Below are 24299 nucleotides of genomic sequence, written 5' to 3'. Positions count from 1 at the left end.
TTCTCTCGATCGTTCGGTTTCGAGCACAAAATCTATCTTTAATGGTCATCTCCAAGAGTACGTATGAACCCATGATCTACAGGTCGATTGCAAAGAGAATCGTCATCGATAGAATCTGCTCACTGAGTCAGGATCTGGACTCCGAGATTTATTCACAAGCGGCCCTTGGAACACTTCGTATCGACGCTCTGGTGAGTCAATTGCCGTTGACCGTCGAGGAGTGCTTAGGCAGTTCCTGGTTCGTATCTGATCCGGAAAACGAAAACGGTGTTCTTTGGTGGAATGGAATAATCTGGACCGCGCATGCCCATTTATATCCGATGCCGTCTGGTTCGCCTGTGCTGGAGCTGCCACCATCTGATCGCTACTCGACACATGGACCCAGGCGTTGATCTCGTCGGCCCTTCCCGTGGCAAGTCATCCTCATTCATCCCCATTTACCTCATGGCCTTTAATTCGTCCTGTCTCACCAACAACCGCTCCACGTTCATCCCCTCGATAGCTCTCAAGTTGCAACCCAGGGCGTTACCGTGGACACTCCATTGGGGATTTGATGTAATCACGACGGTACATATCTCACAGGTTGCAGGCCTAATTCGATATTCTGCTACGGCGAATGTGAGTTCCCCATGAGATCCCGCTCGTGCATTTGGATAATTGACTGTTTGGGGGCCAGCAATATTGCATGTGGGGACCACCCAGGGAAAATCTGAATATTGTCCGTGGGAGCCACCAGTGGCATTGCGGGGAGCCGCTTTGCCAGTGGTCTGGCGGGTGCAACTATGTGAGCAGGTCCGGTTCCGATCGATCGCCCCTGCAGGCTGCCGGGCACTGCCAACGATGAGACGTGCACGGCGGACTACATCCTGCCGGCGATAGCGGAGCCATTGTCCGGGGAACCTGACGGGAAGCGTCTCCGTAGGCGGCCCGTGCCCAGGGAACGCCACCGCGGCCCGGTCCTGCGTGTCCTGCACGCGGTGTCTGCAGAAGGGGCGGCTCCGGCGGCCATGCAGAGGATGGTCATGGACCGGAACATCCACCGCACTAGCCGGCACTGAGCAGGAAGACACACGTGACGCGAGGAAATCGGCGCCGTACAGAATCAGGTGGCACCCGCTGGAGGCCGGTGGCTTCCACGCGGGAGGTACTGGTCCCCAACTGCAATATCAGTGGCACCCAACGGCAATATTGGGTGGTCCCCAAGGCGTCGAATACTCACATTACCTGCACCCGATGAAGTACAGGTCCAGACATAGAAGTTCCCTCCCTATCCATCAACGTGGGAGGGTTCTGAATGTCTGTGTATTTGCGGTGGGACCATTGTCTTCCTGCACTAACCGCTCTCCGGACAGCACGCTGACAAGCTCAATACTGGATTGTTTTACGTATCAAAAATAACTCCAGCAACAACTCGTGAAAATCTGGGCCGACTGCGTGTCAAGAATCTGCCGAGCGATCAGCCCTAAGAATTGAATCCTCATAGTTACTGTTCCTATTCACCTACGGAGTATTCGACGTCATCCTCTGAGTACTATGCAATCAGGCAATCAGCCTCAGTCTTCCGATAGCCACTCCCCTGGCTGTGTGCCCGGATCCCGTAATTGTCGTACTTGCCTGGGCCTAGGTTGTGCCGCTGCATTTGAGTATCTGGAGTTGTCCAGCACGTTTTAGTGGGCCGCTTTCGAACATGCCCCTGCCGGCATCATGTCATAAGGCCCTCGCGGCTGTCCTGGAGCTTCTCGGCCTGTCTACGCGCTTCCAACCCCTAACCGGACATCCCGGCTCTCCCGCCGCCGCTATACGCCCCGCCTGCTGCTCGCAGAGCTGTCGAGGCTTGTCTGGTTATCTGATTTTGCTGTTCTCGACCATGCTATATGCAGTCCGTGCTCTGACCTGTTGCGTCGCTATCCGAAGCGGGAATGATGAACCGTACCTTCGAACCCTCCACATCTAGTTTTTGGGGCCAACTTTTCCGGAGTTGGGTTCAGCATCCTACTAGACGGAACCAACTGATTGCGGATAGTCTCCTGTCCCCTTGCGCGCCGGTTTTCGAGGAAGCCATACATGACTGACACAATCCATTGCTTATTAGATGGAGTAGGGGCACCCAGGTATTCTCTGCGAAAGCCATCAACAACTCGGCTTACTGCAGTTCATTTTCTCATTCGCATAGGAAGGCAGCCGGAATAAGGTGCAACAAATCCGGCGTTCAGCGAACCGGATGCCGTACCAACGCAGAATATTGGTTATCCAAATCCGCGTCGCGATGGGGCGATTCCTTGCTCTCAGTCAGACAAGTATTGAGAAGTGCTGAATCATGCGTGCTGTTATCTTCTCGTTCCCTGGGCAATTCATGAAGTGGCGGTGGTGGTGTCCATAGGCTGAATGGCTTGCAGATCCTCGGGAACAGGCACCGGAGAATGGTTATGCAACGATGGTCAGCACTCGACTCAGCGATGCCAGAACCGATGCAGGGCCAAGCCTGAACTCGATGTCGTATAGTCAGCGCTTTCCCCTTCTCCGGACAGCGTCGTGGGTACACCATCCGCCTGCCACCGACGTGAACGTACTCCAATTTGGTGGCCCAACAGCGGATGTCGGTAATTAGTTCCACGGTTACTTTGACTCAGAGGGCAGCTGATGGTGATACTTCATGCGGGCACCCCTCAATGCCCGTCTGGAATTCGCAGCGTTTCGCCTACCCAACAACTATTCACTTCGATTCGCTGCCTTCATTCTTGGCAAGCGCATAAACACCCCTCCAATACTTGTTTCACGTGAAACAGTGTCTTAGGTACAAGAAAGGCGCATGTTTCACGTGAAACATGCGCCGGTCTATGAAATTATGAGTTCATCGTCGGATCGATAACCTGCATGATGCGGTTTAGATCATCGACCGAAGCGAACTCGATGCTGACCTTACCCTTGCGGCTGCCAAGCTGGATCTTGACGTTAGTATCCAAGCGGTCCGCGAGCGAAGTTGCCAGGAAGTCCAGTCGTTCATTGCGCTGGGTCTCTCGCGCCTTCTTTGCTGGCTTGCGTGGCTTGTCGTCACTCAGTGCCACTGCTTCTTCGGTCGCTCGCACGGACAGGCCCTCATTGATGATCCGCTGCGCCAGCTGCTCAATGACTTCGTTGTTGGACAGTCCGAGCAATGCTCGCGCATGGCCGGCCGACAGGACGCCAGCTGCAACACGCCGCTGCACGAGCGGAGGTAGCTTCATCAAGCGGATCGTGTTGGAAATCTGCGAACGGGATCGTCCGATTCTTTCAGAAAGCACTTCCTGCGTGCAATTGAACTCTTCTAGAAGCTGCTGGTAAGCAGCAGCCTCTTCCAGTGGATTGAGCTGCGAGCGATGCAAGTTCTCAAGCAAGGCGTCGCGCAACAGATCAGTGTCATGCGTGTCCCGGATAATCGCCGGGATGGTCGCTAGGCCGGCCGCCTGTGTTGCACGCCAACGACGTTCACCCATGACCAGCTCGTACGGGGCGTCATCCTTCTCGCGGGAAGGACGGACCACGATAGGTTGAAGCAGTCCAATTTCGCGGATCGAATGGATGAGTTCATCCATGTGTTCCTGATCGAAGTTGGTACGCGGCTGCTTGCGATTGGGGTGAATCAGCTTGACATCGAGTTCAGCGAACTGTGCGCCAGGAACCTCAACAAGATCAGGAGAGTCTGACTTTGCAGGCTGCTGCTCGGTCTTCTTAGGTGCTGGTTTTTCAGCCGGAGCGTCTTCCTGAGGTGCAGGAGGATTCTTTGCCCCAAGAGTCGTGTTCAAGCCAGGCATGGTTGCGCGAGCGCGCTTTGCCGGCTTGGCGGGAGTGGTTGGAGCCTTAGGTGGCGAGGACTTGCGTCCTGGTTCGAAGAACATATCGACGGGACGTGCAGCGCGTGACTTCGGCGCTTCCGCAACTGGCTCCACTGGCGTTGTTTCACGTGAAACATTGTGGTTTTCCTCAGGAGCAGCCGTCGCCGGCGAGCTGGAAATAAGGGCACCCAGTCCCCTGCCCAAGCCCCGCTTCTTCTCTGCCATGTTCTTCGCACGCCCTTTCATCCGAAATTTCAGCCCGAGACTAGTCTACTGTTTATTGGCATTGAACCGGGGATGCGCACAGTGCGTCAGCCGTGGTTTTCACCGTGCGGATCTCGCATCCGCATCAGTTTAATCTGACAAAACAAACTAAAATATAAGAAAAACAGGTTATCCAGCGTGAAACGCGTTTCTAAGGTCTTACGCGCCTCGTTCAGCCATCTCTACGGCTGCTTCGGAGTACGACAGCGCACCAGTCGAATTAGGATCATAGGTAATCACGGTCTGCTGGTAGCTCGGCGCTTCAGAGATTCGCACCGAACGAGGGATGACAGCCTTGAGTACCTGCTCTGGGAAGTGCTCACGAACTTCGTTGGCAACCTGCGCAGCCAAATTCGTGCGACCGTCGTACATGGTCAGCAGTATCGTCGAAACCGTCAGCTTGGAGTTCAAATGCTTCTGAATCATTTCAATATTCTTCAGTAGCTGGCTCAGGCCTTCAAGTGCGTAGTACTCGCACTGGATTGGGATGAGAACTTCACGAGCGGCAACGAAAGCATTAACGGTCAGCAGGCCTAGGCTAGGTGGGCAGTCGATGAACACGTAGTCCAAGCGAGGCAGGCCCTTGCGCTGGCGGGTACGCGCGTAGTCATCCAGGGCGCGTTGCAGCCGCTGCTCGCGGGCTACCAACGAAACCAGCTCGATTTCAGCGCCAGCCAGGTGGATGGTTGCAGGAGCGACCTGCAAGGTTGGCAAGTCTGGGCAAGTAGCCACAACATCAGACAACGGAAGATCGTTGATTAGCACATCGTAAATGCTGTCTACTTCAGCGTGGTGCTCAATGCCCAGTGCAGTAGAAGCGTTGCCCTGCGGGTCGATATCAATGACCAGGACGTTTAGTCCGCCCTTGGCTAGCGCGGCGGCAAGGTTGACGGTGGTCGTCGTTTTGCCTACGCCACCCTTCTGGTTGGAAATGGTGAAATAGCGGGTCTTCTCAGGCATTGGCACCTTACGGGCCTCCAAAGCTTCGCGACGACGATGTTCACTAGCTATCTGAGTAGCCAAAGGCGAGGACGAGTCGTTGAAATCAAACGCGCTATCCGATGAATCCTTAGTCTTAGACAAAGGTAAAACTCCTCCTCGTGAATTGATGCACCTAATGCTCATGGCGTGCACCGATAATGTTTCACGTGAAACATTCAAAACAAGTCATGCAGATTGCGAAATGGCTTCACCCTCGAAACCTATGAGGATGAAAGCCATTTCGCTTCTATAACTATTTAACAGACTATCGCGTCAACCTTAGCCAACCTTGATGCGAACCACCGTTGTTGGTTCTGCAAGGATGGTTTCGCCCACAGTGAGCACTTCGGTTTCCCTGCCGCCAAGCTTGCGGATAGCCTTGGTTGCCTTAGCGATCTCTTCGACAGCGGAGCGGCCCTTGATGGCAATGAGCTCGCCCTGGCCGTGTAGCAGTGGAATGGTCAGTCCGGCCAAGTTGGTCAGTGCAGATACTGCACGTGCTGTGACATAGCGTGCGTTGACGACGTCAACCATCTGCTCCGCGCGGCCACGCATCACGGTGACGTTGTCCAGACCCAGGTCGTCGATAACCTCGGAGAGCCAGATGCAGCGGCGCTCCAGAGGCTCAATCAGCGTCAGTTTGAGGTCCGCACGGGCAATTGCCAAGCAGAGCCCTGGAAGGCCTGCACCGGAGCCTACGTCGGCTACCTCGGCGTCCTTCTCCATAACCTCTTCGATCACGGCGCAGTTGAGCACGTGACGGGACCACAAGCGGGGTACTTCTCGAGGGCCAAGCAGCCCGCGCTCAATGCCCGAGGTTGCCAAATGCTCCACATAGCGCTTGGCAAGATCCAAGCGGTCACCGAAGATCTTTTCGGCAGCCAGGGTCTCTTCTGCAGTAAGGCTGAGGTCCTCAGTCATGGTCGTTGGTCCTTAGGTCGATCAGCACGCTCTCGCGTGATGGTTCTTAGCTGTCCAGTACCGAAATAACGATATGGCGTCGGGTCGATTCGCCCTCGGATTCCGAGTTCAGTCCTGCATCGGCGATCACGTCGTGCACGAGCTTGCGCTCGTAGGCGCTCATTGGATCCAAGTGAATCTTCTCGCCGGTTTCGCGTACCGAGGCAATAGCGTCTTCAGCGATCTTGCGCAGCAGCTCTGCGCGATCAGTGCGGTAGCCGGCAATGTCCAGGATCAAGCGCGACCGCTCACCGGTAGCAGTCAGTACTGCCAGTCGGGTTAGTTCCTGCAGGGCATCGAGGACTTCGCCGTCCTTGCCAACGAGGCTCTCCAACGAGGTGTCTTCATCCTCGGTAAGGATCGAGATGTAAGTGCGGCCGCCACGGATTTCGATGTCAATATCGCCGTCCAGATCAGCAATGTCCAGAAGCTCTTCGAGGTAATCGGCAGCGACGTCGCCCTCGTCCAGAACTTCCTGATCGTCTTCGATCTGGCTTTCCAGGTCCGGTGCGTCGATGTTCTCAGTTGCAGTCATGGCTACTTCTTCTTTCGACGGTTCTTGCGCTGCGGCTGTTCTCGCTGGCCCTTGGCCTGCTGCTCTGCTGCGGCGGCTGCAGCGGCATCAGCGTCTTCCTTCTTCACGCCTACTGGAGGCAGGCCCTTGGCGGCACGGCGGGCGTTAAGTTCGCGCTCTGCTTCCGAGCCCGGGGTCGGGTTGTTGCGGATAACCCAGAACTGCTGGCCCAGGGTCCACAGGTTCGAAGCGGTCCAGTAAATCAGCACACCGATTGGGAAGTTGATACCACCGATGCCGAAGACCAGAGGCAGGATGTACAGCATCATCTTCTGCTGCTGCATGAACGGGCCTTCTAGGGCCTCCTTGCTCATGTTCTTGGTCATCAGCTGGCGCTGGGTGAAGAACTGCGATGCGGTCATCGCAAGGATCATAACCACCGCAACGATGATCACGGCCCAGTTGATGGCACCGGAGTTGATGGTGCCCAAGAAGGTCTCGGACAGTGGTGCGCCCAGGATCGAGGAATTGTCGAAGCTGCGGATGTGCTCTGCGGACAGTGCGCCAATCGAACGCCCGTCATCGCTGGCGCGGGAAGCTTCGTTCAGAACGCGGAACAGCGCGAAGAAGAATGGCATCTGCACGAGCAGAGGCAGGCAGGAAGACAGCGGGTTGGTCTTATGCTTCTTGAACAGCGCCTGCTGCTCCTGAACCATAGCCTGACGCGACATCTGGTCGGTCTTGCCCTTGTACTTGGCCTGCAGCTTGCGCAGATCAGGCTGCAGTGCCTGCATCGCGCGCTGGGACTTGATCTGCTTGACGAAGACTGGAATCAGCAAAGTACGGATCAGCAGCACGAGGAAGATGATCGACAAGGTCCAGGTAACACCCGAATCCGCGTTCATTCCAATCGTGGTGAACAGTTCGTGGAATGCCCACAGAACCCACGAGACTACGTATGTAAACGGAGTCAGTATCGTGTCTAGGAAGTTGTTCATCAGTGGTCGAGCTCCTTGCGGCCGCTATCCGCGGCGTCTTCATCGTCGGGAATCACAGGATGATTCAGAACTATGATCCTCGGCAGTTTGCCTTCTGGCCAAATCCTCGGTCCTTCAGGAACGTGGTCGACGCCTCCGTGGGACCACGGATTGCACCGGAGGATCCGCCAAGTGGTCAATCCGGCGCCTTTGACAACGCCGTGCTGAGTCACTGCTTCGAGCCCATAGGCAGAACAGCTAGGAAAGTATCGGCATACATCGCCATATAGTGGCGAGATGAGTTTTCGGTAAGTCTTGAGCGACCCGATAACGATGTTGCGTGGGATATCGATGATGAACCACAGCAAACCGGTACGCGGAGCTAAGTCCTTACGCATCAGCGCGCCTCAATCTTGCGCAAAACAGCAGAGAAGGCTGAATTGACCTGGGAGTTGAGTTCTTCCCAGGAGAGTTCGGCGGCGCCAGGAAGTGCACGGACGACAAAATCGACGTCGCCGTCCACGCGCCGCAGCTCGTGGGCGATCTCTCGCATTCGTCGTTTAGTGAGGTTCCTTTTAACGGCAATACCTACAGCCTTGGAAACAATGAATCCAAACCTGTCGCCAAGGAACTCTTCGGTTTCTCGGTGTCGTGCATATAGCACGACGTTCCGGCGTCCGCTTCGGACGCCGGAACGTACAGTGGCTGTAAGGTCTTGCGCTAGGCGCAGTCGCTGATTCTTAGGCAACATCGGTTTCGGGTTGCTCTTTAGCTGAGCTCGTTGAAATCATGCTGCCAAGAGCTGTTTCGCAAATTTATGCGGACAGCTCGGTGCGACCCTTGCCGCGACGTGCCGAAAGGATGGCACGACCTGCACGGGTACGCATACGAAGGCGGAAGCCATGCTTCTTCGAACGACGACGGTTGTTAGGCTGAAAAGTCCGCTTGCTCACGGTGACACTCCAAAACGTTTTAGATGATGCGTACTACCCGTTACTAGCTAGCTGGATAACAACAGGATGACGCTCGTGCTTTTTATAAAATGCGCTTTTTTCGCGGGCTCTTCCAAAAATGAGCAAGTCGCAAAAAGATGCGCATAGGACTGAACAACAATAGAAAAATATGCGCCCCAGGTCAAATTGGCGCACGAGTTCTGCCCAAGCTCCCTGCTTCAAGAGTCGGCCTGTGAATAATCTACCCCAAAGTTGTGGATTACGGCTGTGCATAACGAAAGAAAATTCACATGTTTCCACAAAACAGCTAGTCATCTCGCAGCGAAAAACGCTTGATTTCAAGGGAAAACCCGTTTTCCACAGTAATAACACCCTGTTTTTCCACGCAGCTGTGCATAACTGTGTGGATGATGGATAGAATCAATGCAGACGTGGTCCAAAAAACGACGTTTTAGAAGCCTGGAAACGGGATTCTTGTGACCAAGATTGCATTTAAACGGAAGCGGGGCGCCCTTAGTGAGCAGCGACGAAACCAATAGCATTGGTAGCTCTTGGCGCCAAGTCATCCGGAAGATCGAGGATGATGATCGTGTCAAGGCGCGTTACCGTGCCTTCGTATCGCTGGCAAAACCACAGGGACTCATCGGTACGACGCTCCTAGTTGCAGTACCCAATGACCTCACCCGAGATATTTTGCAGACCCAGCTGCGCGAGCCGCTGGATGAAGCACTGCGAGAAGTCTTCCAGGACGAAATCCGTTGCGCTGTCAGTGTTGATCTCTCGCTCTCGGATGAGCTGGAAGAAGATGAACCTGAGGCTAAGCCTGCTGCGCCGTCGGCTCCAGCGGTTGTTGAGACTCCTGGTCCACGCCCGCAGCCGGCACCACAGCCAACTCCGCCTTCGAATTCGCAGGAGTTCGGCCGTCTGAACCCGAAGTACATCTTCGACACCTTCGTGATCGGCTCATCGAACCGTTTTGCGCACGCCGCAGCCGTTGCTGTTGCTGAAGCGCCAGCCAAGGCCTATAACCCGCTGTTTATCTACGGTGATTCAGGTCTAGGCAAGACTCACTTGCTGCACGCCATTGGCCACTACGCACGCCATCTCTACAAGGGCATCCGCGTGCGCTACGTGAACTCCGAAGAATTCACCAATGATTTCATCAACTCGATCCGCGACGACGAGGGTGCAAGCTTCAAGCAGACCTACCGCAACGTCGACATCCTGCTCATTGACGACATCCAGTTCTTGGCCAACAAGGATGCTACCCAGGAAGAGTTCTTCCATACGTTCAATGCGCTGCACAACCACAACAAGCAGGTTGTCATCACCTCGGATCTGCCTCCCAAGCAGCTGCAGGGCTTCGAAGATCGCATGCGTTCGCGCTTCGAATGGGGCTTGCTGACCGATATTCAGCCACCAGAGCTGGAGACCCGTATCGCAATTTTGCGGAAAAAGGCCGACGCTGAAAATCTTTCAGCTCCAAGCGACGTCATGGAGTACATCGCTTCGCGTATTTCCACGAATATCCGCGAACTTGAAGGTGCGCTGATCCGTGTCACCGCTTTCGCGTCGCTGAATAACCAGCCAGTGGACCTTGCCTTGGCCGAGACCGTGCTCAAGGACTTGATCAGCGAAGACGGGGCCCAAGAAATTACGCCGTCGACCATCATCAAGCAGACTGCAGAGTACTTCGGACTGAGTATTGATGAGCTGAATAGCAAGTCGCGTACTCGCACCCTGGTCACCGCGCGCCAGATCGCCATGTACTTGCTGCGTGAGCTTACCGACATGTCGCTGCCGAAGATTGGTGCCGAACTTGGCGGCCGCGACCACACCACTGTGATTCACGCAGATCGTAAGATCCGTGAGCTCATGGCTGAGCGCCGAGCGATCTTTAATCAGGTCACCGAGCTAACTAACCGGATTAAGCAGAGCCAGCGGGAGCACTAAGCACGAGAAATCACAGGTGTGGATAAAACTGTGGATGATCTGGTGACGACCTGCGGATAAGTGCGCAATCCATGTGGACGTTAAAAATCGTGGAACTGAGTATCAACAGGATGGTGGAACTGAGTCTCATGTTCAACCACAGATTGTTCACATGCACAATCGTGGGCGGGTCTGGGGTTACAGGCCTTATCCACAGTATCCACAAGGGTTATTAACACTTCTCCTTTAAACCCTTAATCATCCAAATAACGAGTCCACTCCACACCCTCGAGCCAAATCCTGTGCAGAACAGATTTTTTGTTGCATCGTCCACACTTCGTTCACTGAACTGACGTTGCGCTATCAGGGCGTGGCAAGATTAGATGGATAAAACGTGCAACTACCTGCTCTATGCTTAAGAACTTGGCGAGGGAACTACCTTCTTGGCCTGACTTAAGACTTATGGGTTCCGAAAGGCGGATTTTTCGTGAAGTTCAGCGTTGAAAAGGATGTATTGGCAGACGCCGTATCCTGGACTGCCCGGTCCCTGGCGCAGCGGCCACCATCACCTGTTTTGGCTGGCATCCTCATCACCACCCATGAAGGCCTGGTTCGCCTCGAGGGATTCGACTATGAGATTTCCTCGCATATTGAGATTCCCGCAGATATTTCGGAGCAGGGTTCGATCTTGGTTTCCGGCAAGCTCTTGGCTGAGATCACCCGATCGCTGCCCAACTCGACGGTCACCTTGGAGACCGATGGTTCGAAGATCTCGCTGACCTGTGGCCGTTCACGTTTCCACCTGGCCACCATGCCAGTAGATGAATACCCGACCCTGCCTGAACTTCCAGCTATCGCCGGCACTATCGATGGCCAAGCATTCTCCGAAGCGGTTTCGCAGGTTATCGTTGCAGCTTCCAAGGACGACACCTTGCCAGTGCTCACCGGCATCAAGGTTGAAATCGAAAATGATCTGATCACCTTCTTGGCCACGGACCGCTACCGTCTGGCTTTGCGTGAACTCAACTGGACTCCAAACCAGGCAGAAATCTCGACCTCCTTCCTGATCAAGGCGAAGACCCTCAGCGAAGTCGCCAAGACCCTCTCCAGCTCCGGTGAACTCAAGCTGGCAATGAGCGAGAATGGCGAAATGGTTGGCTTCGAAAGCTCCAACCGTCGCACCACTTCGCTGCTGATCAATGGCGAATACCCAAAGATCCGCTCGCTGTTCCCAAGCGACACCCCAATCCATGCCACCGTTCGCACCAGCGAGCTGATGGAAGCTGTGCGTCGTGTATCGGTAGTTGCCGAGCGCAATACCCCAGTTCGCATGGCTTTCACCGATGGCCAGCTGACCTTGGATGCAGGCACCGGCGAAGACGCGCAGGCTGAAGAAGCTATCGTTGCATCTCTTCGCGGTGAAGACATCGTAGTTGCCTTCAACCCAACCTTCTTGTCCGAGGGCTTGAACTCCTTCAACACCGATTTCGTGCGCTTCTCCTTCACCAGCGCGCCTAAGCCGGCCATGCTGACCGGACAGAAGAAGCTGGATGAGGATGACCAGGACCAGTATCGCTACCTCGTGATGCCGGTTCGGTTGCCTAACTCGAACTAAGCCAATTTCGTGGTGGATGGCTTCGGCCATCCACCACCTCGTCTCTGTCAGGACCTCGGTGTATATCTCGCAGCTTTCACTCACGGGCTTCCGCTCGTATGCGCAGGCCGACGTGCACCTGGCCCCTGGGATCAACGTCCTGATCGGCCCCAACGGCGTCGGCAAAACCAATATCGTTGAGTCCGTTGGCTATCTGGCCAATCTCTCTTCGCATCGCGTCAGCAATGATGCGCCCTTGCTGCATTTCGGTGCTGAGCGCGCGCTGATCCGCGGCACCGTGCATCGTGGCCCGCAAACCACGGTGCTCGAGGTCGAAATCACCAGCGGCAAGATCAACCGTGCCCGCATCAACCGGGCTAACCCGGTTCGTGCTCGGGAGATCCTGGGGATGGTGCGCACCGTGCTGTTCGCGCCGGAGGACATGGCGCTGATCAAGGGCGATCCGTCCAACCGCCGCAAGTTCTTGGACGAGCTTCTGGTAGCCCTGCGCCCGGTAGAAGCGGGCACTAAAAACGACTACGACCGCATCGTGAAGCAACGCAATGCCCTGCTCAAATCGATTCGCGGCAAGTCCAAGCTGAGCACCTCGCAGGAGAACACCCTCAAGGCCTGGGATCTGCAGCTGGCCTTGACGGGCGCTCGATTGATTCGCGGACGCCTTGACGTTCTGGCCTTGATTCGCCCGTATATGCAGGCCGCCTACGCGGATTTGGCCGATGGCGCCAAGGAAGCGCGCGCTGTCTACCGTTCCTCGCTCGAGGGCGAACTCGATGAAAACAGCCTGCCGGCAGAAGATCTTGAGTCCTTGGAACAAGAAGAAATCCAGGAACTGCTGCTGAACGCCATTGAAGCTAACCGCGGACGTGAAGTCGACCGCGGAATTTCGCTCTTTGGACCGCACCGCGACGATCTGACCCTGATCCTTGGACCTACCCCTGCCAAGGGCTACGCCTCGCATGGGGAAACCTGGTCCTTTGCCCTGGCCCTGCGCCTTGCGGCCTACCGTGTTTTCGGTGATGATGATCCGCGCCCAGGTTCCGGCCCCATCCTGATCTTGGATGATGTTTTTGCCGAGCTGGACACCACCCGTCGTGATCGTTTGGCGCATATCGTTGCCGGAGCCGAGCAGGTACTGGTGACCGCCGCCGTTGTGGAAGACGTTCCAGAAGCACTGAAGGGGCATTTCTTCCAGGTCTCCCCTGGCCAGGTTGTCGATGCATGAGCCATCAGAACGAGATGAACACCGCTTCGATCCAGAGATCGATGCGGCCAAGGCACTGCTCAACCGCATGCGAAAGCTCGCCGAAGAACGTGGCGAGAAGCGCATAGATGCGGCGCGCATGGACAAAGTGCGCAAGCGAAAGGCCGCCCGCCGCGGATTCGCCGCGGAAAAGCCGGAATCCGCCGAAGGCGCGATTCGCGATCCGCGCGCTATTGGCGAAGTCGTCTCCCGCTTGTCCAAATCCCGTGGCTGGAACACCCAGGTCGCGGTCGGATCGGTACTCGGACGCTGGGCCGACATCATTGGTGTGGAGAACGCGAGCCACTGCAAACCGGAATCTTTTGAAGACACGGTAGTGGTGATGCGCTGCGATACGACAGCGAGAGCTGCGCAGATGCGCCTGCTCAGCCACGATATCCTGAAGAAATTTGATGCCGAATTGGGCCCCGGGATCGTCACCGTGCTCAAGGTGCTGGGACCTAACGCTCCCTCCTGGCGCCACGGCATGCGTTCGGTGGCCGGCCGGGGTCCTCGCGACACCTACGGGTAGAAAATGCTGGCACGGCATATGGCGCACTCACGGACCCGGAAGCTGGATCCCCCCACACTTGAACGCCACAACTGCCTCAGAACGTCAATTACCAGCTTTTGGTGGGCGATTTAGGCCTCAAAGTCACCGTTTATTTTGGTCTACGCGGTAGAATTAGAGGTAGTGAAATGACTCCGCTGCGGGCTAGCCCCGCGTCGGAGTCCCTCCAGACCATGATTGCTTGACGCGCTGAATCCATCGCAGAGGGCAATCGCGCGCCAAATCCGAGGAGTTCGTAGCACCCGTGTCTACCGAAAATGCTTCACCGCAGGAACCGGCTGAAAGCCAAGCCCCCGCGGAATCGATGACTTCCAAAGTCGAACACACTTACGGCGCCCAGGATATTACCGTCCTCGAAGGACTCGAAGCGGTACGCAAACGCCCGGGCATGTACATCGGTTCCACCGGCCCTCGAGGCCTGCACCACTTGGTCTACGAAGTCGTCGACAACTCCGTCGATGAGGCGCTGGCTGGCTACTGCGACACCATCAACGTCACGCTGCAGGCCGATGGCGGCGTGCGCTGTGAAGATAACGGCCGCGGCATTCCGGTAGATATCCACCCAACCGAGGGCAAGCCAACCGTAGAGGTTGTCATGACCATCCTGCACGCAGGCGGCAAGTTCGGCGGCGGCGGCTACGCGGTCTCCGGTGGCCTGCACGGTGTGGGCATCTCCGTGGTGAACGCGCTGTCCGAGAAGGTCAACACCATCGTGCGCCGCCAGGGCCATGCTTGGCGCATCGGCTTCGGCAACGGCGGCCACACCGTCCAGGAGCTGACCAAGGGCGAAGAAACCGAGCTGACCGGCACCAGCCAGACCTTCTACCCGGATCCGGAGATCTTCGAGACCACCGAATTCGATTTCGAGACGCTGCGCGCCCGCTTCCAGCAGATGGCCTTCTTGAACAAGGGCCTGCGCATCACCCTCACCGATGAGCGCGCCCAGGACAACGAAGAGCCTGAGGCCGAGGTCGAGGAGGAAATCGAGAACCAGGTAGTCAAGCCGCGCACCGTGGACTACCTGTACAAGGACGGCCTGCTGGACTACGTCAAGCACCTGAACGCCGCCAAGAAGATCGAACTCGTTCACGACGAGGTCATCGCCTTCGAATCCGAGGATGCTACCCGCGGCATCAGCCTGGAAATCGCGATGCAGTGGACCAACGCCTACGCCGAATCCGTGCACACCTACGCGAACACCATCAACACCCATGAAGGCGGCACCCACGAAGAGGGCTTCCGCGCGGCACTGACCGGCCTGCTCAACCGCTACGCACGCGATAACAAGATCCTGCGCGAGAAGGACGACAACCTCACCGGCGAGGACGCCCGCGAAGGCCTGACCGCAGTTATCTCGGTCAAGCTCTCCGAGCCCCAGTTCGAGGGCCAGACCAAGACCAAGCTGGGCAACTCGATGGCCCGCGGCTTCGTCCAGGGAGTGGTCAACGAGGAACTGGGCGACTGGTTCGAGCGCAACCCGAACGTGGCCCGCGACATCATCCGCAAGGCCCAGCTGGCTTCGCAGGCCCGCATGGCCGCCCGCAAGGCCCGCGACAATGCCCGCCGAAAGTCGCCCATGGAATCCTTCGGCATGCCGGGCAAGCTCTCGGACTGCTCCTCGAAGAACCCTTCCGAGTGCGAAGTATTCATCGTGGAGGGCGACTCGGCAGGCGGCTCGGCCAAGCGCGGACGCGACCCGCACACCCAGGCCATCCTGCCGCTGCGCGGCAAGATCCTGAACGTGGAGCGTGCCCGCCTGGACCGCGCGCTGGGCAACGCCGAAGTGCAGGCGATGATCACTGCCTTCGGCACCGGCATCGGCGAAGAGTTCGACATGGCCAAGCTGCGCTACCACAAGATCGTGCTGATGGCCGATGCGGACGTGGACGGCCAGCACATCACCACGCTGCTGCTGACCCTGATCTTCCGCTTCATGCGCCCCCTGATCGAGCACGGCTACGTCTACCTGGCAGCCCCTCCGCTGTACCGCATCAAGTGGTCCAACGCCGCCCATGACTACGTGTTCTCCGATAAGGAACGCGACGCGGCACTTCTTGCCGGCCAGGCCTCCAACAAGCGCCTGCCCAAGGACAACGGCATCCAGCGCTACAAGGGCCTGGGCGAGATGGACTACTCGGAACTGTGGGACACCACCATGGATCCGGAGCACCGCACGCTGCGCCAGGTCACCATGGACGACGCGGCAGCCGCGGACGAGGTTTTCTCCGTGCTGATGGGCGAGGATGTCGAATCCCGACGAAACTTCATCCAGCAGAACGCCAAGGACGTGCGCTTCCTGGATATCTAGCCGGCCACAGCCACCGAAGATATCCACCGAAGACTTTTTTGACTTGTAAGGGAAGAAATTGAGCGACGAGCAAACCCCTGAGAACGCACCAATGGACGGCGAGATCATCGAGCCGATCCATGAAGGTGGTCGCATCGACCAGATCGACCTGCAGACCGAAATGCAGCGTTCCTACCTTGACTACGCCATGGCCGTCATTGTCGGCCGTGCGCTGCCGGATGTGCGCGATGGCCTGAAGCCGGTGCACCGCCGCGTGCTGTACGCAATGTACGACGGCGGCTACCGCCCTGAGCGCTCGTACAACAAGTGCGCCCGCGTGGTCGGCGAAGTCATGGGCCAGTACCACCCGCACGGCGACACCGCGATCTACGATGCGCTGGTTCGCCTGATCCAGGACTGGGTCATGCGCTACCCGCTGGCCTTGGGCCAGGGCAACTTCGGCTCCCCGGGCAACGATGGCGCCGCCGCCCAGCGTTACACGGAAACCAAGATGGCGCCGCTGGCCATGGAAATGGTCCGCGACATCAACGAGAACACCGTTGATTTCCAGGACAACTACGACGGCAAGAACCAGGAACCAACCGTTCTGCCGGCTCGTTTCCCGAACCTGCTGGTCAACGGCTCCTCCGGCATTGCCGTGGGCATGGCCACCAACATCCCGCCGCACAACCTGCGCGAAGTCGCCGAAGGCGTGCAGTGGTACCTGCAGAACCCTGAAGTTACGCGCGAGGAGCTGCTCGCCGAGCTGATGCTGCGCGTGAAGGGCCCGGATTTCCCGACCGGCGCCATGATCCTGGGCACCAAGGGCATCGCCGACGCCTACCGCACCGGCCGCGGCTCGATCACCATGCGTGCGGTGGTCAACGTGGAGGAAATCCAGGGACGCACCTGCCTGGTGGTCACCGAGCTGCCATACATGGCCAACCCGGATAACCTCGCGGTGAAGATCGCCGAACTGGTGCGCGACGGCAAGATCGCCGGCATCGCGGACATGCGAGATGAGACCTCGGGCCGCACCGGCCAGCGCCTGGTCATCGTGCTCAAGCGCGATGCCGTGGCCAAGGTCGTGCTGAACAACCTGTACAAGCACACCGAGCTGCAGTCGAACTTCTCGGCAAATATGCTCGCGATCGTCGATGGCGTGCCGCGCACCCTGCCGCTGGATGGGTTCATCCGCCACTGGGTCACCCACCAGATCGAAGTGATCGTCCGCCGCACCGAATACCGCCTGAAGAAGGCCGAGGAAGAAGCCCATATCCTGCGTGGCCTGCTCAAGGCCCTGGATGCGTTGGACGAGGTCATCGCCCTGATTCGCCGTTCGGCTACCACCGAAGCGGCGCGTGACGGGCTGATGGAGCTGCTGGACATCGACGAGAACCAGGCTCGCGCCATCCTCGATATGCAGCTGCGCCGCCTGGCCGCCCTGGAGCGCCAGAAGATCCAGGACCGCCACGCCGAGCTCGAGCGCATGATCGCCGAATTCCAGGCGATTATTGCCGATCCGGCACGCCAGCGCCAGATCGTCTCCGAAGAACTCAGCGAGATTGTCGACAAGCACGGCGACGACCGCCGTACCAAGGTGCTGATGGGCTACGACGGCGACATGAGCGTCGAAGACCTGATTCCTGAAGAGGAAATGGTTGTCACCATCACCCGCGGCGGCTACGTGAAGCGCACCCGCATCGACAACTACCGTTCGCAGGCACGCGGCGGCAAGGGCATCAAGGGCGCGAACCTGCGCGGGGATGACGTGGTGGAGCACTTCTTCGTCACCTCGACCCACAACTGGCTGCTGTTCTTCACCAACCACGGCCGTGTGTACCGCACCAAGTGCTACGAGCTGGCCGAGGCCGGCCGCGACGCCAAGGGGCAGCACGTAGCCAACGTGATGGCCTTCCAGCCAGATGAGCACATCGCCCAGGTGCTGGACCTGCGCACCTACCAGGATGCGGCCTACCTGATGCTGGCTACCCGCAACGGTTTGGTGAAGAAGACCCGACTGGAGGACTACGACACCAACCGCACCGCCGGCGTCATCGCGATCAACCTCCGTGACGGCGATGAACTTGTCTCCGCGCAGCTGGTCAGCGAATCCGATGACGTGATGCTCGTCTCACGCAAGGGCCAGTCGGTGCGCTTTACCGCCACCGATACCGCACTGCGCCCCATGGGCCGTGCAACCTCCGGCGTGACCGGCATGAAGTTCCGCGAGGACGATGAGCTGCTGGCAGCCGACGTGGTCCGCGAGGGCTCCTACGTCTTCACCGTGACCAACGAGGGCTACGCCAAGCGCACCACCGTCGAGGAATACCGTGTGCAATCCCGCGGTGGTTTGGGCATTAAGGTGGCCAAGCTCAACGAGGAACGCGGTGAGCTGGTAGGCGCACTGATCGTCGACGAGACCGATGAGGTCTTGGTAGTGATGGGCTCGGGCAAGGTTGTCCGCTCGGCCGTTTCGCAGGTTCCTTCCAAGGGCCGCGACACGATGGGCGTCATCTTCGCCAAGCCGGATAAGAAGGACCGCATCCTTGCGGTTGCCAAGAACTCTGAGACCGAGCTCGAGGAGAACTTGGAGGAAAATGCCGTAACGTTGGACGCAGAAAACACGATCGACGAGTCATCGGCTGCGCCAGAGACCGATTCCGGCGCTGAAAACGATGACAACACTAACGGAGGTAACGCATGAGCACGCCCTCGACGCCACGCCCCAGCGGCAGTGCCCCGAAGAGCGCAGCGCCGCGACCTACCCAGGTAAAGCGTCCGGCTCCGACCGGTACTGGCGCCCGCCCGGCTAGCGCCGGCGCACGACCAGCAGCAGGCCAGGCACGTCCAGCGGGCCAGCGCCCAACTGGAGCGCCGCAGCGCCCGACCAGCCAGCAGCGTCCGGCCAATGGCCAGGAACGCCTGGTTCGTCCAGCGCCTAAGGCGAAGGTCCGCAAGGCCCGCCTGCTGGTTTCCAAGGTGGAGCCCTTCTCGGTCTTGAAGCTGGCCTTCCTGCTCTCGGTCGCTTTCGGTGTGATCACCGTGGTTGCCGCCGTGGGTATCTGGGCTGTACTGGACCTGACCGGAACCTTCGATGCGTTCAACCAGCTGATGCGCGAGGCTATCGGCGCCGACGGCAACTTCGATCTGCGCGACACCATGTCGCTGGGCCAGGTTGCTTCCTACGCGACGATCATCGCAGTGGTGAATGTAGTGGTGATTTCCGTGGTCTCCATGCTTGGCGCGGTGCTGTACAACATTGCGGCTTCGCTGGTTGGCGGAGCCGGAGTGACGCTCACCGACGACTAAGAACACCCCAAGTCGAGCCCGGGATTCATGCTGTGATGCATGACACCCGGGCTCGATTTGTATCTTTGGGAGAACACCGGTAAAGTTTTATTTCGTTCCGAAGGGAACAAAAACAAAAGCAAGGGCGTATAGCTCAGGCGGTTAGAGCGCTTCGCTGATAACGAAGAGGTCCCAAGTTCAAGTCTTGGTACGCCCACGGAAACCTTGCTGGAGAGAAAGAGGGAGTAATGAAAAAGTTCCTGGTTCTCGCATCGATCGCGACTGCTGCAGTAGTCTTGGTCAAGAAGGCGAAGGCTTCGTCGGAAACAAAGGAAACCTGGCATCAGGTAGCCGATAAAGTTTCCTAAAGCTTTTGGGGCCTTAGCTCAGTTGGTAGAGCGTCTGCTTTGCAAGCAGAATGTCAGGAGTTCGATTCTCCTAGGCTCCACAAAAGAAAGTGGCGGAAAGTGAAAACTTTCCGCTAATTCTTTTTGATTGATTCGGATGAATCGATCTTGGGGTGAAAGCTTCAAAATTGAATACGGGGCCTTAGCTCAGTTGGTAGAGCGTCTGCTTTGCAAGCAGAATGTCAGGAGTTCGATTCTCCTAGGCTCCACATTTGCCAATAGGCGGAAAGTGAAAACTTTCCGCCTTTTGCGTACCCAGAAGAAAATTCTATTTTCGCTAGTGCCGGATACGGGCCATCCGGGCATTCTCGTAGTGACCAAGAAGCTGCTCGCCAATGCTGTGCCAGGATCGATCCTGGACACTGCTATGCGCAGCGCTGGCAAAAGCCAACCGCTTCGCATCGTCATAGGCCAAGTCGCTGACGCGACTGCGCAATTCTCCAAGGTTGCCTGGCTGATAGAGCCAGCCCGTGCGCGAGGAATCCACCAGATCCAGCGGTCCCCCACGGCCTACGGCCACGACGGGCACACCAGAGGCCATAGCCTCCTGAATGGTCTGGCAGAAGGTCTCTGAAGCGCCAGGATGCACAAAAATATCCATGGAGGCCATCACCTCGGCCAGGCGTTCCCCGGAAAGGAAACCGGTGAAGTGGGCGTTGGGCAACAGGCTACGCAGTTCGTCCTCGAGCGGACCGGATCCGACAATCACCAGCCGAGTATTCTCAAGGCTTGCCAGGGCCTGCAGGTCGGCGACCTGCTTCTCTGCTGCCAGCCGGCCGACGTAGCCAATGACCACCTCGTCATTCGGGGCGACCGCTTGCCTGAACTGCTCGCTGCGCCGTCTTGGCGTGAACTGAGCTGTGTCTACTCCCCTGCCTGAAATGGCAAGGCGCGGAACGCCCAGAGATTCGAGCTGGCGGTAGGAAAACGTACTTGGAACCAGAGTCAGGTCCGCACCCGTGTGGATCGCTCTGACGTGCTCCCAGAGCCTTTGCGTAAGCCACGGCATCTTGTAGCGTGCCGCGTAGCTGGGAACTTCGGTCTGGTACAGCGCCACGGTGGGCAAATCGAGCTCCTGCGCAGCGCGCAGCGCCTGCCAGCCAAGAATGAACGGGCTAGCCAGATGCACTACGTCGACTTGCTCTCGAGCTAGCATTTTGCGCAGGCGGCTCACGCTGGTGGTAGCTACCCGAACCTCGGGATAGCTTGCCAAAGGCATGGAAGGAACCGTGAGGATCTTGAAGCCCTGGTAGACCTTTGGCACACCATGGCCCGACAGTTCCCCTGCCAGCGAGCCTGCAGGGGTAATGACCACGGCCTCCTGGCCAGTCTGCCTTAGGTGATCCAGCGTTTTGAGGATTGAGTTGGTGACCCCATTGAAATGGGGAAGGAACGATTCAGCTACAATTGCTACCTTCACATCTTCAGCATGCCTAGCGTCAATGACACGGAAGTAAATATGACTGGGGCAGTGGATTAACTTCAGCTGTCTCGTTGTGGGCGCAACTATTTAGTGGCAAAATACCTAGGTGCCATATGAACAATCCCGCCCCTCCGCCGTGGAGGCAAACATCGATAAGACCGAAAAAGACTCCCGCGTCGCGGTGCTGCTCTTCCCTGTACTGATTTTGCTGGGCGGATTGTGCGGAATGTTCATTCCCCAGGCGTTCTTGGGGCTTTCCGGATGGATAAATCCCCTGCTGATGGTGATCATGTTCTGCATGGGGCTGACGCTGACCTTGCCGGACTTCGCCATGGTGTTCAAGAACCCGTTGCCGGTGCTAGGCGGTGTCGCAGCGCAGTTCATCGTGATGCCATTAATGGGTTGGCTGGTGGCCACCCTGCTGCAGCTTGAACCGGCTTTGGCTGCCGGCCTGATCCTGGTTGGCTGTGCACCGGGAGGTACTGCATCCAATGTGGTTTCCTACCTGGCTCGAGGCAATGTCGCCTTGTCCGTTGCCATGACTTCGGTGTCGACCTTGCTTGCACCGCTGCTGACCCCAGCACTGGCCTTGTGGCTGGCCGGCCAGTACATGCCGGTCGATGCTGGTTCCATGGCCGTCAGCGTCGTCAAGATCGTATTGATCCCTGTAGTCCTAGGCATCGTGCTGCGCATGCTGTTCAACCGGTTCGTGGCCAAGATCGGTGGTGTGCTGCCATGGCTGTCGGTGCTGGCCATTACCTTCGTGGTGATGGTCATCGTAGCGGGCAGTGCACAGACTATATTGACCGCTGGTCTGCTGGTCCTGGTCGCGGTCGTTTTGCATAATGCACTGGGCCTGGCATTGGGATATGCCATCGGTGTCCTGTTGCGCGTCCCCGAAGATTCCCGACGCACAGTTGCCATCGAAGTCGGCATGCAGAACTCGGGTCTTGCCGGCGGCTTGGCCAAGCAATACTTCTCGCCTGAAGCAGCGCTGCCGGGAGCTATATTCTCTGTTTGGCATAATTTGTCCGGGGCATTGATTGCCGCATATTGGCGGAGGAAAGAGGCGAAGTAACCCGCGAATACGGGGTATGGATGAAGATATTCCAATATGAGAATATATTGATTCCCCCAAGGGATCGCCGGATCGTGCACTTTCGAAGTTCGAATGAAGTCCACGTGCAGGAAAACTGTAATCTTGATTGGTGACCATCTTGCTTGCCTTGGTCGGAATCCTCGGGATTTCGGCATCTGGCCCCATTATTGCCGCCTTCCCAGGTGTCCCGGTTCTCTCTATGGCCTTTTGGCGCAATGGAGCTGCGGCGGCCGCGCTTAGCGCACCGGCACTGCGAAAGAACTCCAGAGCCTATCTGCAGATGACCGGGCGAGAATGGTTCTTCACCGGGGTTGCCGGCGTAGCTCTCGCATTGCATTTCGTGTGCTTCATGTATTCGATGCGACTGACCAGTGTGGCTGCTGGAACGGCGCTGGTGTGCATCCAAGGTGTCTGGATCGCGATTTACCAGGTTCTTCGCGGAACCAAATATCGAACGCAGGTTTTCCTTGGCATGGGCATTGCGCTGCTTGGCGCCATTATCATCACGGGATTCGATATGGGACTGGGACGTGATGCCATCATTGGCGATCTCTTGGCGCTAGCCGGCGGCGTCTTGGCCGCGGTGTACACGCTGGCCGGATCCGTGGCTCGCAGGACTCTGGGAACAACAACTTATGCCTCGAGCTGCTATGCGATTACCGCCGCAGTGTTGTTGATTCTGTGTTTCCTGACTGGAACGCCGATTTGGGGTTTCGACGCTCGAGGTTGGATGGCGATCATTCTGCTGACGCTTTGCGCGCAGATCTTTGGCCATACCGCCATGAATCATCTGCTCAGCGTGCTCGGTCCGCTCACGGTTTCGACGCTGATTTTGCTCGAGATCCCTGGCGCCGCAATTCTGGCGGCATTGTTCTTGGGGCAGGTAGTTTCTATCGCTACCTATGCCGGATTGGCCGTGATACTCGTTGGGCTTGCCCTCGTGATCCGAGGGCAAGCCCAACCAAAAGCTGAAGTCTAAACAGCTTTATTTGTCATCTTCAAGGATTTCGCGGATTTCTTCCACGCTGGCTTCTCGCGAATCAACAGGCTGGTGCGGCTGTGCAGGAAGTGGTTCGTTTTCCCATGGATCCTCAATTGGCTTCGAAGCCTTCCATACGGCTACCAGCACTGCGACAAGTCCCGCAATCAAGCCAACGGCTAGTACTTTTCCTGCTTTGCTCTTCTTGCTCATGCATTGCTCCCGATCCAAAAAATTCACGCTAACCGACAGTTCAAGACTAGGCAGTTCTATGCCCAGTGGCCAGCAGTATCGGACAAGGAACCAAATAATGGTCCAAATTTTCTCTCAACGCGTACGTCAGCATTTAGCGGGTCGAGCATAGATCATGGAAGAATGAAGGCATGACCGCAAACGCAACTCATAAAGCCACGATTCACACTACTTTGGGCGATATCGTTGTCGATCTCTTCGGCAACCACGCACCAAAGACCGTAAAGAACTTCGTTGGCCTCTCGACCGGTGAGCAGGAGTGGGTACACCCAGAATCCGGTGACAAGAAGACCAACACCCCGCTGTACAGCGGAACCATCTTCCACCGCATCATTTCTGATTTCATGATTCAGGGTGGCGACCCACTGGGGCAGGGCTTCGGCGGCCCAGGCTACCAGTTCGATGATGAGATCCACCCAGAACTGAACTTCAACGAGCCTTACAAGCTGGCCATGGCCAACGCGGGCATCCGCATGGGCCGTGGAACCAACGGTTCGCAGTTCTTCATCACCACCGTCCCTACCACCTGGCTGCAGGGCAAGCACACCATCTTCGGTGAAGTTCTTGACGCTGACTCGCGCAAGATCGTTGACGCACTGAACGCCGTTGCTACCGATGGCCGTGACAAGCCACTGGAAGACGTCGTTATCAACTCGGTCGACATCGAGACGCTGTAACAGCACAGGCGCACCAACCCGAGGCTCCGACGATTCCCTAGCGGCATTGTCGGGGCCTCGAGTAT

21 protein-coding genes and 3 tRNA genes are annotated in these 24299 nt (G+C 57.4%); 14 read left to right on the top strand and 10 right to left on the bottom strand.

Annotated elements, in window-relative coordinates; all coding sequences use genetic code 11:
* Positions 1 to 2843 precede the first annotated feature (2843 nt).
* The 8 genes from ACRDT3_RS07715 to rpmH all read right to left on the bottom strand — a co-directional run bounded on the left by ACRDT3_RS07715 (position 2844) and on the right by rpmH (position 8461).
* Positions 2844 to 4037, bottom strand: coding sequence for a ParB/RepB/Spo0J family partition protein (locus ACRDT3_RS07715; RefSeq protein ID WP_431492416.1), 1194 nt, complete (start codon positions 4035 to 4037; stop codon positions 2844 to 2846).
* Positions 4038 to 4235: 198 nt separating this feature from the next.
* Positions 4236 to 5159: a ParA family protein gene (locus ACRDT3_RS07710; protein ID WP_431492415.1), complete on the bottom strand. Its 924-nt coding sequence runs from the start codon at positions 5157 to 5159 to the stop codon at positions 4236 to 4238.
* Positions 5160 to 5336: 177 nt separating this feature from the next.
* The gene (rsmG, locus tag ACRDT3_RS07705; RefSeq protein ID WP_431492414.1) at positions 5337 to 5978 is read right to left on the bottom strand and encodes a 16S rRNA (guanine(527)-N(7))-methyltransferase RsmG; all 642 of its coding nucleotides are present in this window, start codon (positions 5976 to 5978) and stop codon (positions 5337 to 5339) included.
* 46 nt (positions 5979 to 6024) lie between these two features.
* Entirely contained in the window at positions 6025 to 6552 is a 528-nt protein-coding gene (locus ACRDT3_RS07700; protein ID WP_431492413.1) for a protein jag, read from the bottom strand.
* Positions 6553 to 6554: 2 nt separating this feature from the next.
* A complete protein-coding gene (gene yidC / locus ACRDT3_RS07695) occupies positions 6555 to 7529 on the bottom strand; it encodes a membrane protein insertase YidC (RefSeq protein ID WP_431492412.1) in 975 nt (324 codons plus the stop codon).
* Complete coding sequence (gene yidD, locus ACRDT3_RS07690) at positions 7529 to 7906, bottom strand: membrane protein insertion efficiency factor YidD (RefSeq protein WP_431492411.1); 378 nt, start codon at positions 7904 to 7906, stop codon at positions 7529 to 7531. Before yidD ends, yidC begins: the two co-directional genes overlap by 1 nt.
* On the bottom strand, positions 7906 to 8259 hold the full coding sequence (gene rnpA, locus ACRDT3_RS07685) for a ribonuclease P protein component (RefSeq protein ID WP_431492410.1): 354 nt from the start codon (positions 8257 to 8259) through the stop codon (positions 7906 to 7908). Before rnpA ends, yidD begins: the two co-directional genes overlap by 1 nt.
* Positions 8260 to 8323: 64 nt before the next feature.
* Positions 8324 to 8461 carry a 50S ribosomal protein L34 gene (gene rpmH / locus ACRDT3_RS07680; protein ID WP_075972541.1) on the bottom strand — a complete coding sequence of 46 codons (138 nt, stop codon included), beginning with the start codon at positions 8459 to 8461 and terminating at the stop codon, positions 8324 to 8326.
* 516 nt (positions 8462 to 8977) lie between these two features.
* On the opposite strand from rpmH, the gene dnaA reads away from it, so the two are divergent.
* The 11 genes from dnaA to ACRDT3_RS07625 all read left to right on the top strand — a co-directional run bounded on the left by dnaA (position 8978) and on the right by ACRDT3_RS07625 (position 20013).
* A complete protein-coding gene (dnaA, locus tag ACRDT3_RS07675; protein ID WP_431492409.1) occupies positions 8978 to 10414 on the top strand; it encodes a chromosomal replication initiator protein DnaA in 1437 nt (478 codons plus the stop codon).
* Positions 10415 to 10880: 466 nt separating this feature from the next.
* Positions 10881 to 12008 (top strand): DNA polymerase III subunit beta, encoded by a 1128-nt coding sequence (dnaN, locus tag ACRDT3_RS07670; RefSeq protein WP_431492408.1) that lies wholly within the window; start codon positions 10881 to 10883, stop codon positions 12006 to 12008.
* 58 nt (positions 12009 to 12066) lie between these two features.
* Positions 12067 to 13230 carry a DNA replication/repair protein RecF gene (gene recF, locus ACRDT3_RS07665; RefSeq protein WP_431492432.1) on the top strand — a complete coding sequence of 388 codons (1164 nt, stop codon included), beginning with the start codon at positions 12067 to 12069 and terminating at the stop codon, positions 13228 to 13230.
* Positions 13223 to 13780, top strand: coding sequence for a DUF721 domain-containing protein (locus tag ACRDT3_RS07660; protein WP_431492407.1), 558 nt, complete (start codon positions 13223 to 13225; stop codon positions 13778 to 13780). The genes recF and ACRDT3_RS07660 overlap by 8 nt, the downstream gene beginning before the upstream one ends.
* Before the next feature lie 343 nt (positions 13781 to 14123).
* Complete coding sequence (gene gyrB, locus ACRDT3_RS07655) at positions 14124 to 16127, top strand: DNA topoisomerase (ATP-hydrolyzing) subunit B (protein ID WP_431492431.1); 2004 nt, start codon at positions 14124 to 14126, stop codon at positions 16125 to 16127.
* 58 nt (positions 16128 to 16185) lie between these two features.
* Positions 16186 to 18813, top strand: coding sequence for a DNA gyrase subunit A (gyrA, locus tag ACRDT3_RS07650; RefSeq protein WP_431492406.1), 2628 nt, complete (start codon positions 16186 to 16188; stop codon positions 18811 to 18813).
* On the top strand, positions 18810 to 19418 hold the full coding sequence (locus tag ACRDT3_RS07645; RefSeq protein ID WP_431492405.1) for a DUF3566 domain-containing protein: 609 nt from the start codon (positions 18810 to 18812) through the stop codon (positions 19416 to 19418). The genes gyrA and ACRDT3_RS07645 overlap by 4 nt, the downstream gene beginning before the upstream one ends.
* 122 nt (positions 19419 to 19540) lie before the next feature.
* Positions 19541 to 19614 (top strand) — tRNA-Ile (locus ACRDT3_RS07640).
* A 31-nt stretch (positions 19615 to 19645) separates the two neighbouring features.
* Complete coding sequence (locus ACRDT3_RS07635; RefSeq protein WP_211286071.1) at positions 19646 to 19765, top strand: DLW-39 family protein; 120 nt, start codon at positions 19646 to 19648, stop codon at positions 19763 to 19765.
* Positions 19766 to 19772: 7 nt separating this feature from the next.
* Positions 19773 to 19845, top strand: a tRNA-Ala gene (locus ACRDT3_RS07630).
* 95 nt (positions 19846 to 19940) lie between these two features.
* Positions 19941 to 20013, top strand: a tRNA-Ala gene (locus tag ACRDT3_RS07625).
* A 68-nt stretch (positions 20014 to 20081) separates the two neighbouring features.
* Here ACRDT3_RS07625 and ACRDT3_RS07620 read toward each other — a convergent pair.
* Positions 20082 to 21224: a glycosyltransferase family 4 protein gene (locus tag ACRDT3_RS07620; protein WP_431492404.1), complete on the bottom strand. Its 1143-nt coding sequence runs from the start codon at positions 21222 to 21224 to the stop codon at positions 20082 to 20084.
* A 109-nt stretch (positions 21225 to 21333) separates the two neighbouring features.
* Between ACRDT3_RS07620 and ACRDT3_RS07615 the strand changes: the two genes are divergently transcribed.
* Together ACRDT3_RS07615 and ACRDT3_RS07610 are read left to right on the top strand one after the other, a co-directional pair.
* The gene (locus ACRDT3_RS07615) at positions 21334 to 22305 is read left to right on the top strand and encodes a bile acid:sodium symporter family protein (protein ID WP_431492403.1); all 972 of its coding nucleotides are present in this window, start codon (positions 21334 to 21336) and stop codon (positions 22303 to 22305) included.
* Between the two features lie 130 nt (positions 22306 to 22435).
* Positions 22436 to 23305 carry a DMT family transporter gene (locus tag ACRDT3_RS07610; protein ID WP_431492402.1) on the top strand — a complete coding sequence of 290 codons (870 nt, stop codon included), beginning with the start codon at positions 22436 to 22438 and terminating at the stop codon, positions 23303 to 23305.
* A 6-nt stretch (positions 23306 to 23311) separates the two neighbouring features.
* Here ACRDT3_RS07610 and ACRDT3_RS07605 read toward each other — a convergent pair whose 3' ends face one another.
* The gene (locus ACRDT3_RS07605; protein ID WP_431492401.1) at positions 23312 to 23518 is read right to left on the bottom strand and encodes a hypothetical protein; all 207 of its coding nucleotides are present in this window, start codon (positions 23516 to 23518) and stop codon (positions 23312 to 23314) included.
* A 170-nt stretch (positions 23519 to 23688) separates the two neighbouring features.
* Between ACRDT3_RS07605 and ACRDT3_RS07600 the strand changes: the two genes are divergently transcribed.
* Positions 23689 to 24234 carry a peptidylprolyl isomerase gene (locus ACRDT3_RS07600; RefSeq protein WP_105658683.1) on the top strand — a complete coding sequence of 182 codons (546 nt, stop codon included), beginning with the start codon at positions 23689 to 23691 and terminating at the stop codon, positions 24232 to 24234.
* The last annotated feature ends 65 nt before the right edge of the window (positions 24235 to 24299 follow it).

This window comes from Glutamicibacter sp. (genome assembly GCF_050701915.1).
In the GTDB taxonomy this organism is placed as follows: Bacteria; Actinomycetota; Actinomycetes; order Actinomycetales; family Micrococcaceae; genus Glutamicibacter.
Note: the sequence above shows the minus strand (reverse complement) of the source record. Positions and strands in the feature narration are given on the sequence as shown.